This is a genomic window from Streptomyces sp. NPDC034043, from assembly GCF_055575675.1.
This window is the reverse complement of record NZ_JBVISF010000006.1, coordinates 178,531-190,936: the sequence shown is the minus strand read 5'-3', so window position 1 is coordinate 190,936 and position 12,406 is coordinate 178,531. Positions and strand designations below refer to the sequence as shown.

14 protein-coding genes are annotated in these 12,406 nt (G+C 74.1%); 11 read left to right on the top strand and 3 right to left on the bottom strand.

What is annotated here, in order from left to right; translation table 11 throughout:
- The first annotated feature begins 121 nt into the window (after positions 1–121).
- On the top strand, positions 122–1,021 hold the full coding sequence (locus ACZ51S_RS17270) for an NAD-dependent protein deacetylase (protein ID WP_468474581.1): 900 nt from the start codon (positions 122–124) through the stop codon (positions 1,019–1,021).
- Positions 1,022–1,521: 500 nt separating this feature from the next.
- Positions 1,522–1,911, top strand: coding sequence for a hypothetical protein (locus ACZ51S_RS17265; RefSeq protein WP_468885991.1), 390 nt, complete (start codon positions 1,522–1,524; stop codon positions 1,909–1,911).
- A gap of 62 nt (positions 1,912–1,973) precedes the next feature.
- Here ACZ51S_RS17265 and ACZ51S_RS17260 read toward each other — a convergent pair whose 3' ends face one another.
- Positions 1,974–2,432, bottom strand: a complete 459-nt coding sequence (locus ACZ51S_RS17260; RefSeq protein ID WP_468474579.1) for a peptidoglycan-binding domain-containing protein — start codon at positions 2,430–2,432, stop codon at positions 1,974–1,976.
- Between the two features lie 702 nt (positions 2,433–3,134).
- Between ACZ51S_RS17260 and ACZ51S_RS17255 the strand changes: the two genes are divergently transcribed.
- From ACZ51S_RS17255 to ACZ51S_RS17230, 6 genes are all read left to right on the top strand, one after another.
- On the top strand, positions 3,135–3,797 hold the full coding sequence (locus tag ACZ51S_RS17255; RefSeq protein ID WP_468961300.1) for a lysophospholipid acyltransferase family protein: 663 nt from the start codon (positions 3,135–3,137) through the stop codon (positions 3,795–3,797).
- Between the two features lie 116 nt (positions 3,798–3,913).
- Positions 3,914–4,288: a hypothetical protein gene (locus ACZ51S_RS17250; protein ID WP_388940627.1), complete on the top strand. Its 375-nt coding sequence runs from the start codon at positions 3,914–3,916 to the stop codon at positions 4,286–4,288.
- A gap of 174 nt (positions 4,289–4,462) precedes the next feature.
- Positions 4,463–4,810, top strand: coding sequence for an ArsR/SmtB family transcription factor (locus ACZ51S_RS17245; protein ID WP_468474577.1), 348 nt, complete (start codon positions 4,463–4,465; stop codon positions 4,808–4,810).
- Positions 4,811–4,972: 162 nt separating this feature from the next.
- On the top strand, positions 4,973–5,653 hold the full coding sequence (locus tag ACZ51S_RS17240; RefSeq protein ID WP_468961298.1) for a hypothetical protein: 681 nt from the start codon (positions 4,973–4,975) through the stop codon (positions 5,651–5,653).
- 144 nt (positions 5,654–5,797) lie between these two features.
- Positions 5,798–6,337, top strand: a complete 540-nt coding sequence (locus tag ACZ51S_RS17235; RefSeq protein ID WP_468474575.1) for an EF-hand domain-containing protein — start codon at positions 5,798–5,800, stop codon at positions 6,335–6,337.
- Between the two features lie 159 nt (positions 6,338–6,496).
- A complete protein-coding gene (locus tag ACZ51S_RS17230; RefSeq protein ID WP_468961296.1) occupies positions 6,497–8,092 on the top strand; it encodes an NAD(P)/FAD-dependent oxidoreductase in 1,596 nt (531 codons plus the stop codon).
- Between the two features lie 141 nt (positions 8,093–8,233).
- On the opposite strand, the gene ACZ51S_RS17225 is transcribed toward ACZ51S_RS17230, so the two are convergent.
- Complete coding sequence (locus ACZ51S_RS17225; protein WP_468474573.1) at positions 8,234–8,428, bottom strand: hypothetical protein; 195 nt, start codon at positions 8,426–8,428, stop codon at positions 8,234–8,236.
- Between the two features lie 144 nt (positions 8,429–8,572).
- Between ACZ51S_RS17225 and ACZ51S_RS17220 the strand changes: the two genes are divergently transcribed.
- Together ACZ51S_RS17220 and ACZ51S_RS17215 are read left to right on the top strand one after the other, a co-directional pair.
- The gene (locus ACZ51S_RS17220) at positions 8,573–9,676 is read left to right on the top strand and encodes an LLM class flavin-dependent oxidoreductase (protein WP_468474572.1); all 1,104 of its coding nucleotides are present in this window, start codon (positions 8,573–8,575) and stop codon (positions 9,674–9,676) included.
- Positions 9,673–10,326, top strand: a complete 654-nt coding sequence (locus tag ACZ51S_RS17215; RefSeq protein ID WP_468474571.1) for a CE1759 family FMN reductase — start codon at positions 9,673–9,675, stop codon at positions 10,324–10,326. Before ACZ51S_RS17220 ends, ACZ51S_RS17215 begins: the two co-directional genes overlap by 4 nt.
- On the opposite strand, the gene ACZ51S_RS17210 is transcribed toward ACZ51S_RS17215, so the two are convergent.
- Positions 10,323–11,561: an FUSC family protein gene (locus ACZ51S_RS17210; protein WP_468961293.1), complete on the bottom strand. Its 1,239-nt coding sequence runs from the start codon at positions 11,559–11,561 to the stop codon at positions 10,323–10,325. The genes ACZ51S_RS17215 and ACZ51S_RS17210 overlap by 4 nt on opposite strands.
- A 162-nt stretch (positions 11,562–11,723) precedes the next feature.
- On the opposite strand from ACZ51S_RS17210, the gene ACZ51S_RS17205 reads away from it, so the two are divergent.
- Complete coding sequence (locus tag ACZ51S_RS17205) at positions 11,724–12,200, top strand: ribosomal maturation YjgA family protein (protein WP_468474569.1); 477 nt, start codon at positions 11,724–11,726, stop codon at positions 12,198–12,200.
- Positions 12,201–12,406 lie beyond the last annotated feature (206 nt).

Sequence of the window (12,406 nt, the reverse complement as noted above, 5' to 3'; positions counted from 1 at the left end):
GAGCGGGGCGCGGCGGATCCGGCCCGCACGGCCGGGCGCCCTGGAGCGGCCGCCCGCCCGACGGCCCGGCGGGGGAGCCGGCCGGGTGCCCGCACCCCTGCCGCTTCCGTACGCTGGCAGCATGCGCACGCGCCCCACTCTGAGCTGGACCCCGAGCGAGGACCCGCCGCCGGCCGCCACGGATCCCGGCCCGGTCGCCGACGCGCTCGGCACCGGAGGGGTGCTGGTGCTCACCGGCGCGGGCATCTCCACCGAGTCCGGGATCCCCGCCTACCGCGGCGAGGGCGGCAGCCTCACCAGGCACACCCCGATGACCTACCAGGACTTCACCGCCAGTGCTCAGGCCCGCCGCCGGTACTGGGCGCGCAGCCACCTCGGCTGGCGCACCTTCGGCCGGGCCCGGCCCAACGCCGGCCACCGGGCGGTGGCGGCCTTCGGGCGGCACGGCCTGCTCACCGGGGTGATCACCCAGAACGTCGACGGCCTGCACCAGGCGGCCGGCAGCGACGGTGTGGTGGAGCTCCACGGAAGCCTGGCGCGGGTCGTCTGCCTCGACTGCGGGGACACCGGCTCGCGAGACGGACTCGCACGCCGGCTGGAGGAGGCCAACCGGGGCTTCGAGCCGGTGGCGGCCGCGATGAACCCGGACGGTGACGCCGACCTCACGGACCGGCAGGTCCGCGATTTCCGCGTGGTGCCCTGCGCACGATGCGGCGGCATCCTCAAACCGGACGTGGTCTTCTTCGGGGAGTCCGTCCCCGCGCGGCGGGTCGAACGCTGCCGCGAACTGGTCGGCGAGGCCACCGCGCTGCTGGTCCTCGGCTCCTCCCTGACGGTGATGTCCGGACTCCGGTTCGTCCGCGAGGCGGCCCGGGCCGGAAAGCCCGTACTGATCGTCAACCAGGAACCGACCCGCGGCGACCGGCATGCCGCCACGCGGATCGCCCTCCCCCTGGGGGCCGCCCTCACCGCCGTCGCCGAGCGGCTGGACATCCCCGTGGACGGCCGGCCGACGGCCTGAGGGCGCCGGCCACCCGGGGCAGGCCGGCGGTCCCCGGGGGAGGCTGGGCGCATGTGGTTGCGACTGCCGCCCTTCGGGCACGCGTTACGGGCCGAGCTGGGACCGCCGGTACGGTGGCGCAGGCTGGGCAGCAGCCCTCGCTCGCGGGTGTGGCGGGTCGTGCTGCCGGGGGCGACGGTGGTGATGAAGCAGATCGTCGGCGGTCCTGACGCCGACGAGCGGTGCGTCCGCGAGGTGACGGCCCTGCGGCTCGCCGCCCGGGGGGAAGCTCCCGTGGTGCCCGCGTTGCTGGCCACCGATCCCGGCGAGCGGGTCCTGGTGCTGGAGCATCTGGATCACCGGCGCCCGGCCGGTGACTGGATCGTCGGCCATGCGGAGGCGCTGGCACGGCTGCATGCCACCGGCCGCCCGGAGGACGCCGGTTCGCTGCCCCGGTGGCAGGGCCCGGACCAGGCCGACGTCGAAGCCTTCCGGCGGCCGGCCGGGGCCTGGAGGTTCCCGTGCCGCCCGGCGCATCCGGCGAACTCGGGGAGGCGCGGCTGCTGGAACGGGCGGAGGGCGCCTACCGCGACGCGTGGCGCACCGCGACCGGCTCGGAAACCCCGGCCGGCCTCACCGACGCGTGCGCCGGCTGGCTGCTCGGCGGCGACGGACTGGTGGAACGGGCCCGCCGCCAGAGCACCGATCACCTGGCCCGGATCCCGCACAAGGACTGGAGGTGGGGCACCGCCACGGCCAGGCAACGGCTCGTCCACCGGCTCGGCTTCGTAGCGGACATGACGGGCGGTCACGCGGCGCTCGGCAGCGTGAGCCGCCTCAGCACCGGTATGCGCCGACGCGTGCTCGCACGCTGGCCCGGCCTCCGGCCGCTGCCGACGGGGCGACCGTAGTAGCGGCCGTCCGGCGAGGGCCGTCCCGGGCACGTGCCCGGGACGGCCGGGTGCGCGAGGTGTCAGCACCAGGTTCCGTTGTCGCCGATGTGCGAGAACGCCTTCCAGGCGGCCCTGGTCTTCGTACCGGCGATGCCGTCGACGCCGCCGGTGTCGTAGCCCACGTAGTTGAGGAACCTCTGCAGGCCGCGGATGGTGTTGGGCCCGACCTCGCCGTCGACGGCCCCGGCCGGGTACCCGCGGTCGTTGAGGAAGCGCTGCCAGGCCTTCCAGCTGTCGGGGCCGAGCCGGCCGTCGATGGGGCCGGGGCTGAATCCGGCGATGCGGACGTAGCACTGCACGCTCTTGGCTTCGCCGGTGTTGAGGCCGAGGTTGTTGACGGCCTGGACGGTGACGGTCCGGACGGCCGCCTGCGGTACCGGCGCCGCGGTGGCGGCGGTCGCACCGGTGAGGGCGCCGGTCAGACCGAGGACCAGACCGGCGGCCGTGATACCGGCAGCGGCCTTCGCGCGTGTGAGCATGGTTGTTCCCGTTCTTCCGATGGGTGGTCGCCCGGGGCTGACTCCGTACGGAGAGGGATCTATCAGCACCGCCGGGGGCGGGGCGAGACGGGCACGGAGGGTTGCCCGTCAAACCGGCCCGCCGCGGACCTGACCGAGAGCCACCCGCCCCGGCGCCCGGTCCAGGGCGTACGGCGACCTCAACGCCCTTGGCCCGACAGCCGCGACTACCTGAGGGCGGACGCCCGTGACCACTTGTCGTCCTGGGACCGGCGCTCCGCGACCGCAGGATGACCGGTTCCGCCCGACCGCGGGCGCGCGCGTGACCGCGAGCGGGCCCGGCGGGGCGGCGTCGTCAACACCTGGCCCCGCCTCGCCTCCGCCCCGGCGGTGGACGCCTTCCTCGCCGCCGGCCGGGACGAGACCGCGTTCGTCGAGGTGGAAGAGCTCCGGAGCAGGCGCCGATGACCGGCCGGCCGTACGCGGTCCGGCTCTCCCCGCAGACCGCGAAGGTGCTCACCACCCTGCCCGAGCACGCCGAAGGGACGGGCCAGGGACGTCCTCCACCGGAGCTGACGCCACCCCGCCGGCCCCCGGAGCCCATGCGTCCTCCGAGTAGGGCGACCGGCGGGTTTGAGTACGACGACTCAGGCGCCCCCGGCACGTCGCCGACGACGCTGGGGGCAGCCCTGACAGCCGCCGTCACGAACGGGACAGAACGCCATGCTCAGCCGCCTCGCCCAGCTCCTGGTCCCCGCCTTCGGACGCGTCCGCGTCACCACGGCGCCGGGCGCCCACCTGCCGCCCGGCAGCGTCATCGTCGCCAACCACACCTCCCTCGCCGATCCGGCCGTGGTCCTCGCCGCCCTGCGCCGTTGCGGCGTCGAGCCCGTCGTCATGGCCGCCGCCGGGCTGTGGCGCACCCCGGTCCTGGGCCGGCTGCTCGTCCGGGAGGGCCACATCCCCGTCCACCGGGGGGACCGGCGGGCCGCCGAAGCCCTCGACCACGCCGCGTCGGCGCTGGCGGCGGGCCGCTCGGTCCTCATGTACGCCGAGGGCGGCCTGGCCACCCGCCGCGACGCCGCCGAAGCCGCGCCGCTGGCCTTCCGCAGCGGGCTCGCCCGGCTCGTCGCGCGCACCGGAGTGCCCGTCGTCCCGGTGGGCCAGGCCGGGGCCAGACGCGTCACCTCGGGCGGCGCCGCCAAACAGGTCGCCGGGCTCGTCACCGCCCCGCTGCGGCGGCCGAGGCTGCACGTCCACGTCGGACCCCCGCTGCGACTCACCGGGGACACCGCCGCCCGCACCCTCCAGGCGCACGCCGCCGTCACCGACGCCTGGCGCACGGCGGCCGCGCGTCTGCGCGAGCCGGCCGCGCCCGCTGAGTAACGAGGGGCGCAATCACGCCATTTCCGTTGATCCGGCGGTACGGAGCCGCGGGCTCGGTAGCGTCCCCGTACGGAACACCCGTGCCGGTCCCGGCACATGACACCCGGAGGACAGCCGTGGCGAACGTGGAAGTGTCACTGAAGGAAGCGATGACCTCGATCGAGGGGGCCCTGGGAGTGGCGCTGGTGGACTACGCCAGCGGGATGGCCCTGGGCACGCTCGGCGGGGGCAAGGACCTGGACCTGACGGTGGCGGCCGCCGGGAACACCGACGTCATCCGGGCCAAGATCCGCACGATGGAAATGCTGGGCATGCAGGACGAGATCGAGGACGTACTGATCACCCTCGGCAGTCAGTACCACCTGATCCGGATCCGGCGCAGCCGCTCGGGCGGCGGTCTCTTCCTCTACCTGGTGCTCGACCGGGGCAGGTCGAACCTGGCGATGGCCCGCCACCAGCTGAGCCGCATCGAAGCGGATCTGGAGGTCTGACCGTCGTGTCCGTCGGGCCCACGCATGCCCATGAATTGAAGAACTCTTCAACTCGGCACATGTGAAATCGGTCAACATCGGTTCGGCGTGGGCCGGCAGGACGCGACGATGGGTGAGGTGGTGATCCCCACCCGAGCCGGAGCCCGTCCGCAGGGGAACAGGAGCGTCGTGGGCATGCAGGTCCCGCTGTACCAGGCCAAGGCCGATTTCTTCCGGATGCTCGGCCACCCGGTCCGCATCCGCGTCCTGGAGCTCCTCCAGGACGGCCCGATGCCCGTACGGGACCTGCTGGCCGAGATCGACATCGAGGCCTCCAACCTCTCGCAGCAACTGGGCGTCCTGCGACGCTCGGGCATCGTCGTCTCCACCCGTGAGGGGTCGACGGTCACCTACGCCCTCGCCGGCGGTGACGTCGCCGAACTCCTGCGCGCGGCCCGCAGGATCCTCACGGAGATGCTGGCCGGCCGCAACGCCCTGATCGCCGAGCTGAACGACCCGGAACCCACCCCCCTCCGCACGTAGCCCACCCGCCCCCCCAGGCGCAGCCGTCGCCGGGTCGTGCTCCGTAGCACACTCGGGCCGGCCGGGGGAGGACCTCGGGGATGCCCGTCCGGGGGGTACGCGGCCGTGGCTACCGTGCTGCGGGACGGCCGGCCCCGGCGGCGGCCGGGGAGGAGCGGGTGGATGGGGACCGTAGCGGTGGGGTTCCGGCTCGGCTGGGACAGGAAGGGCCGGCAGGCCACGGTGGTGCTCACACGGGCGGGCGTCCTGCACCACAGCAGTGGCCTCCTCGGGCTGCCGCCGCGCCCTTCACGGCCGCAGGCTCCGGCAGGCCCGGACCATCCGGTGCCGCGCCAGGCCGCGACGTTGCGCCGGGTGTACGCGGGGCTGGTCCACCAGGGGTACGGCCGGGAGCTGATCCCGCCGGTCTGTGTCCGCCTCGACACCGACGAACACCCGCTCCACCCCCGCCCGTGGGGCGAGCACGCACCCCGCGCGAATCCGGAGCTGATCGCCGAGTTCACCGGCGCCGCCCCCGCCGGCCCGGGAACGCTCGACGACGCGCTGAGCACCTTCTACGCCGCGATCGGCCTCGTCCCCCGGCCCCGAACCGCCCTCCCGCCCGGCCCGGCCGGCATCCCCCCGGCGGTCCGCCAGGCCCTGACCACCCTCGCCGACGGCCGCACCCTCGCCTCCCGTCCGAGGCGCGGCGCCGGATGGACCGTCACGGGCGCGGGCGTGCGCCTGCACGCCGGTGCCGTCGGCGAGGACCTCACCCACCGCGAAGTCGCCGAGCTCCAGGCCGCTCTGACGGCATGGCTGCGCCACCAGCGGCGCCCCGGCACGGGGGCCGGCGCGCGGTGAGCCGGCTCCGGCCCCGGGCGGGTGCCGTCACCCGGAATGCCCATTCCTCCCGTTCCTTCCATGCGGGCGGGCCACGGCCTGTGGTTACCTGGGCCCGCTTCGCACCGTGGCGGTGCGGCTACGTGCAGTGAAGGGGATGGTGTCATGAGCGTTCTGGACATGAAGCTGGACCGGTCGTTCGACGTCTTCGACGCGGACCGCGACGGGCGGCTCGACAAGTCGGACGTCATCGGCCTCTCGGACAGGCTCGCCGAGTCGCTCGGTCTGGCCCCGGACGCCGTGGCCGGGCTCCGCGACTCGCTGGCGGAACTCTGGGACACCGTCTTCCAGCGGATGGACCGGAACGACGACAACGGAGTCGACCGGCAGGAGTTCCGGGCGGCGTTCCGGGCCCGGATCGTCACGGACCAGAACCGGATCTGGGAGCGGATCAGGAACATGAGCAACGCCTGGACCGAACTCGGCGACCGTGACGGCGACGGCATGCTGAGCCGCGACGAGTACACCTCCCTGCTGCACGGCATGTTCCGCCTGCCCCACCAGACCTGCGACGAGGCCTTCGACCGGCTCGACGTCGACGGCGACGGGCAGCTGAGCCGTGAGGAGATCAGCTCCGCGATGAAGGAGTACTACACGAGCGAGAACCACGCGGCCCGCGGCAACCAGTTCTTCGGCCGTCTCTGAGACGTGCACGGGGGCGGGGAGCGGCACCGCGTCTCCCCGCCCCACGTCCGGGGGACGTTCCCGCCTGCCCGCACGGCCGCTCCGCGGCCGATTCGTATCGCGTCCCCGCTCGTTGACCGGAGGGAAGCCGATCTTCGCACAACCCTGGAGGACCCCTTGATGGCCGATGCGGCACTGCCGGTGATCGTTCTCTCCGACTCCGATCCGCTCCGCCGGCACGAGACGGCCGAGCTGGTGCAAAGCTGGTACCGGACGTCGTTCCGCGTGCTCCAGGTCGGCGGACCGGCGGAAGTGGTCCGCGCGCTGCACTCGCTCGCCGACCGGAACGTGCCCGTCGCGGCCGTGCTCGCCGACGAGGCCCCCGCGCCCGGCGCCGCCCACCCCGGTGTGCGCTGGCTGCCCCTGGCCGGGCACTCCGGTGCCGTGCCCGGCGCCCGCGGCGGGTCCGGGAGCGACGAGGACCGGGCCGAGCACCTCCGCGGCGCGCTCGACGACTCCCTGTGCACCTGGAACGCCGACTTCCACGGTGATCTGCCGACCGCCGAGGTGCGCGGAAGCCGCTTCTCGCCCGCCGCCTACGCGGTGCGCGACTTCCTCGGCCGCAGCGGCGTGATCTTCCGCTGGCTGCCCGAGGAGGACGGGCGGGAGGCCCCGGTGACCGTCCGGCTCGGCGACGGCACCCGGATGACCGACCCCTCGATCAGCGAGCTGGCCGAGCGGCTGGGCCTCATCCGGCCGGCCGAGCGGGACCACTACGACGTCGCCGTGATCGGCGGCGGCCCCGGAGGCCTGTCCGCGGCCGTGTACGCCGCCGCCGAGGGCATGAGCGTCGTCGTGATCGAGGACGACGCGCCCGGCGGGCAGGCGGGATCGACCTCGCGGATCGAGAACTACCTCGGCTTCCCCGTGGGCCTCACCGGCGGCGACCTGGCCCAGCGCGCCCTGCAACAGGCCCGCAGGGCACGCGTCGAGTGGCAGCCGACCCGGGTGGCCAGCCGGGTCACCCCCACGGGTACCGGTGACCTCCGCGTCGAGTTCGTCAAGGCCGGCACGGAGGAGGCGGCCTCGGTCACCGCCGCCGCGGTGGTGGTCGCCACCGGAGTGGAATGGAACCGCCTGACCGCTCCCGGCGTCGACCGCCTCCTCCACTCGGGGGTGTACTACGGCTCGTGCCTGTCCGACGCCCCCTCCACCGTCGGGGAGGACGTGTACATGGTGGGCGCGGGCAACTCCGCCGGACAGGCCGCCCTCTACTTCGCGCGCTACGCCCGCTCCGTCACCCTGCTGGTACGGGGCACCGACCTCGGCGCGTCCATGTCGAGCTACCTCGTGCAGCGCATCGAGCGGACCCCGGGGCTGCGGGTCCTGCTGGGCACCGAGGTGGCCGAATGCCTCGGCGGGGCATGCCTCACCGGGCTCAGGCTGCGGGAGCGCGACGGCGGCGAGCGGACCGTCACCGCGCACTGCCTGTACGTCCTGATCGGCGGCCGCCCCTCGACCGAGTGGCTCGGCGGCGCGCTGAAGCTCGACGAGCGCGGCTACGTCCTGACCGGAAGCGGCGGAGCCGGCCCCGACGCCCTGCAGATGGAGACCAGCGTGCCCGGGGTGTTCGCGGTGGGCGACGTACGGTCGGGATCCGTCAAGCGGGTCGGTGCCGCGGTCGGCGAGGGCGCCGCGGTCGCCCAGTCCCTGGTCGAGTACCGGCGGCGGCACCCCGACCGCTTCCCGGACGCGCGAGCGGCCTGCGGCTTCTGACGGAAAGGGCCGGCCGCCGTGACCGCCGCTCGGTCACGGCAGCCGGCCGGGCGCACGCGCGGCCACGGGCGACTCCGTACGGGCACAGGGCGCTCCGGCGGTCCGGGCGCGGCGGTCACGTCGGCAGTCCGGACCCGGCGGTCAGCCGGGCTCGCTCTCCGGATGCGCCTGCGTCTTCAGCGTCCAGTACTCGCCCAGGCACACGTCCTGCAGCGGCGGGAAGCGGTGCCCCTTCACGTCGGTGCTCCAGTGGTGCTCGCCGCCGCAGTCGCACTCGTAGATCCCGCTGGCCGGCACGATCTCGCCCGGGTGCCAGGAGGTCTTCTCGTCGGTCATGCGCCGCGTCTACCCGCCGTGCCGTCATCCAGGCCTGCGACGTGCGGCCCCGCTGCGGTGGACCCATGGGAGCCGGGAATACCGCGGTACCCCCTTCCGTTCCCGAGTATGGTTGAAGCGTAAACAATCTTGGGAAGGGGAGCCATGCAGTTCGGGATCTTCACCGTCGGTGACGTCACGCCCGATCCGACGACCGGACGTGCGCCCGCCGAGCACGAGCGGATCAAGGCGATGCTCGCGATCGCGGAGAAGGCCGAGGAGGTCGGCCTCGACGTCTTCGCAACAGGTGAGCACCACAACCCGCCGTTCGTCCCCTCCTCGCCGACGACGATGCTCGGCTACATCGCCGCGCGCACCGAGAAGCTGATCCTGTCCACCTCCACGACGCTGATCACCACGAACGACCCGGTGAAGATCGCCGAGGACTTCGCGATGCTCCAGCACATCGCGGACGGACGCGTCGACCTCATGACGGGACGCGGCAACACCGGTCCGGTCTATCCCTGGTTCGGCAAGGACATCCGCGACGGCATCGACCTCGCCGTCGAGAACTACGCGCTGCTGCGCCGCCTGTGGGACGAGGACGTGGTCACCTGGAACGGCAAGTTCCGTACGCCGCTCCAGTCCTTCACCGCGACCCCGCGCCCGCTCGACGGCGTCGCCCCCTTCGTGTGGCACGGCTCCATCCGCTCGCCGGAGATCGCCGAGCAGGCCGCGTACTACGGCGACGGGTTCTTCCACAACAACATCTTCTGGCCGGCCTCCCACACCCGGCAGATGGTGAACCTCTACCGCCAGCGGTACGCCCACTACGGGCACGGCACCCCCGAGCAGGCCATCGTCGGACTCGGCGGCCAGGTGTTCATGCGCAAGAACTCGCAGGACGCGGTCCGCGAGTTCCGCCCCTACTTCGACAACGCGCCGGTGTACGGCCACGGCCCCTCCCTGGAGGAGTTCACCTCCCAGACCCCGCTGACCGTCGGCTCGCCGCAGCAGGTCATCGAGCGGACCCTCTCCTTCAGGGACTACGCCGGGGACTACCAGCGCCAGCTGTTCCTGCTCGACCACGCGGGCCTGCCCCTGAAGACCGTCCTGGAGCAGCTCGACCTGCTGGGCGAGGAGGTCGTCCCGGTGCTCCGCGAGGAGTTCGCGAACCTGCGCCCGGCCGGTGTGCCGGACGCCCCGACGCACGCGGCCCGCGTGGCGGCGGCCCGGAACACCACCACGACGGGGGAGGGACGGTCATGAAGCTCGTCGTCGTATCGGCGGGGCTGAGCTCCCCCTCCTCGACCCGTCTGCTCGCCGACCGCCTCGCGGCCGCGACGCTCGACCGGGTGCAGGCCGACTCGGAGGTGATCGAGCTGAGGGACCTGGCGACGGAGATCGCCCAGCACTTCGTCACCGGGTTCCCGCCCGCCCGGCTGGCCGCCGCTCTCGACGCGGTGGCCGCCGCGGACGGCCTGATCGCCGTGACACCGGTGTTCGCGGCCTCGTACAGCGGCCTGTTCAAATCGTTCTTCGACCTCATCCACCAGGACGCCCTGACGGGGAAGCCGGCGCTCCTCGGAGCGACGGGCGGCACCGCCCGCCACTCCCTGGTCACCGAACACGCCCTGCGCCCGCTCTTCGCCCACCTGCGCGCGCCCGTCGTACCGACCGCCGTGTACGCGGCCTCGGAGGACTGGGGCGAGGAGGGGCTGGCGCAGCGGATCACCCGTGCGGGCGCGGAGCTGGCGCGCTCCATGAACTCCGCCGCCGGGAGGAACGCCCCGGACGCCGACACCGCGGCCGCGGTCGCACCCCGTTCCGCGACGGGGGCGGTCACCTCGGTGGGCCCGGCCGACGGCTTCACGGTGGTGCCCTTCGAACAGCGACTGGCCGCGCTGCGGGCACACTAGCCGGGCCGGCGCCGGCCCACCCGGCGTACCGCGCGGTGGACCCGGCTGCCGCGCTCGTGGCGCAGCCGGGAGTGCCGGTCCAGTTCCTCCATGAGCCGCTGGGACCGCTTGTCCACGTCGAGTTCGTCCAGCACCCGGTCGACGTCGGCGAGCAGGGCGCCGTGCAGCTGCCACTGCGCCGGTGAGGTGTGCACCTGCTCAAGCAGCAGGCGCGCCAGCAGGTCCCGGCTCTCCCGTGCCATCCCCAGCTCGCGCGTCAGCCGCTCCTCCTGCTCCTCGGCGTTCGTGGTGACCTGGGCGGTGATCAGCCGGGAGAAGCTGTGCACGGCGAGTGCCATGTGCCCGAAGAGGTCCTGCAGGGCCGCGGTCACCGCCGGCGTGAACAGCGGCTCGTCGGCGCGGGCCTTCGCCAGGTCGGTGAGCGCCCGCGCCGAGACGCGCAGGACCACCGCGCAGATCTCCAGCGTGTCCAGGCCCGTACGCAGGACCAGCCGGAACATCAGCCCTTCCCGTACGCGCGGGTTCATGCGCAGGCTGTCCTCCGCCTGCCGCAGGGCGGCGTCCACCTCGGCGATGTCGTTGTCGAGCCGGCGTGCCTCGTGCAGCCGCAGCGAGGCCCCGGCGACGGTGGTGCGCCCGGTGAGCTCGTCCGACATACCGGTCATGAGCGCCGCCATGCGGGAGGCGAGGTCGTCGATGGCCCGGCTGGCGGGCTCCACCCAGACCGGCGGGGCGAACAGCAGGTTGAAGCCCAGCCCGACCACCGCGCCGATCAGCGTCTCCAGCACCCTGTCCCAGGCGGTGTCGGCCACCCGTGTGACGCCGAGGACCAGCATCGCGCTGATCGCCACCTCGGGGACGAACTCGTCCACCCTGACCAGGTGTCCGACCACCAGCGAGGCCAGGATGACCAGGCCGAGGCTCCACCAGGTCAGGCCCACGAGCGCGCTGAAGCCGATCGCGATCAGGACACCGGCCACGACCGAGTTCACGCGGCGCACCCCCGTGGTGAGGGTGGAGAAGAGGGTCACCTGGACCACGAGCAGGGCCGTGAGCGGGGCCGTCAGCGGCGCGGGCTCGTGGCTGAGGCGGAGCGCGACGACGTACGACACCACCGCGGCCCCGGTCGACCGGACGCTCTGCACCACCACGGGGTCCCGCCGCCGGGACAGCAGCCGGCGCAGGAGGTGACGGGCGGGAGGGAAGGGAGGGAAGGGACGTGCGAATCGGGGCATACCCTCGCCTGTTCCCCGTCCACCGCGATGATCACGTACGGGTTGCCGCGAACACACGGGCGCCGCTCCCGGCCGGCGGTCTGCCCGGCTGCCGCCCGCTCCAGGGGTACCACCGGGGGCCCGGGGCCGGAGTGGCCCGCACCGCTGCGGCAGGATGACCCCGTGGACCCCCTGACCCGAACCCGTGACCGCGCCCCCGGGCCCGCCCCCGGGGCCGTACGGATCCGTCGGACCGCCGCCGCGGCCGCGGTGCTGACCGTCGGCGCGGGGCTGGGGCTGAGGGCCGTGGCGGCGGGCAGCGTGGCCAAGTACGGCGGAGACGCGCTGTACACCGTCCTGCTGCTCACCCTCATCGTCCTGGCCGCGCCACGGATGCCGCCCGCGAAGGCCGCCGCGTCCGCGCTGGCCGCGAGCTGGGCCGTCGAACTCCTCCAGCTCAGCAGCCTGCCCGCGGAGCTCTCGCAGCGCAGCACCGTCGCCCGGCTGGTACTCGGCTCCACCTTCAACGCACCCGATCTCCTCTGGTACGCCGTCGGCGCGGCGGCCGGCTGGCTCCTCCACACGGCGATGAGCCGCGGGGCCGTCGCACGGGCCGACCGGAGGACGGAGGGACCCGTCCGCGCCCACGGCGCCCCCTGAAGCCGATCACCCCTCCCGAGTGCGGCGCAGTGCCTCCCGCAGCCGGCCGGCTTCCGTGACGAGGCGGGACCGGCCGCCCCGGGCGGCGACCCCGGCGAGCCGCGGCGGCGGTGCGCAGCGCATCCGCGCGCCGGCTGGGCCTGGCCGTCCCCAGAGCGAGCAGCTCGCCCAGGTCCCCGCCGAGGCGCGCGGCATTCAGCTCACCG

What these genes read in the sequence shown, in the direction of transcription:
- ACZ51S_RS17270 (WP_468474581.1), top strand. Translation starts at nt 122, where the DNA reads ATGCGCACGCGCCCCACTCTGAGCTGGACCCCGAGCGAGGACCCGCCG.
- ACZ51S_RS17260 (WP_468474579.1), bottom strand. Translation starts at nt 2,432, where the DNA reads ATGCTCACACGCGCGAAGGCCGCTGCCGGTATCACGGCCGCCGGTCTG.
- ACZ51S_RS17255 (WP_468961300.1), top strand. Translation starts at nt 3,135, where the DNA reads ATGCTCAGCCGCCTCGCCCAGCTCCTGGTCCCCGCCTTCGGACGCGTC.
- ACZ51S_RS17245 (WP_468474577.1), top strand. Translation starts at nt 4,463, where the DNA reads ATGCAGGTCCCGCTGTACCAGGCCAAGGCCGATTTCTTCCGGATGCTC.
- ACZ51S_RS17240 (WP_468961298.1), top strand. Translation starts at nt 4,973, where the DNA reads ATGGGGACCGTAGCGGTGGGGTTCCGGCTCGGCTGGGACAGGAAGGGC.
- ACZ51S_RS17235 (WP_468474575.1), top strand. Translation starts at nt 5,798, where the DNA reads ATGAGCGTTCTGGACATGAAGCTGGACCGGTCGTTCGACGTCTTCGAC.
- ACZ51S_RS17230 (WP_468961296.1), top strand. Translation starts at nt 6,497, where the DNA reads ATGGCCGATGCGGCACTGCCGGTGATCGTTCTCTCCGACTCCGATCCG.
- ACZ51S_RS17225 (WP_468474573.1), bottom strand. Translation starts at nt 8,428, where the DNA reads ATGACCGACGAGAAGACCTCCTGGCACCCGGGCGAGATCGTGCCGGCC.
- ACZ51S_RS17220 (WP_468474572.1), top strand. Translation starts at nt 8,573, where the DNA reads ATGCAGTTCGGGATCTTCACCGTCGGTGACGTCACGCCCGATCCGACG.
- ACZ51S_RS17215 (WP_468474571.1), top strand. Translation starts at nt 9,673, where the DNA reads ATGAAGCTCGTCGTCGTATCGGCGGGGCTGAGCTCCCCCTCCTCGACC.
- ACZ51S_RS17210 (WP_468961293.1), bottom strand. Translation starts at nt 11,561, where the DNA reads ATGCCCCGATTCGCACGTCCCTTCCCTCCCTTCCCTCCCGCCCGTCAC.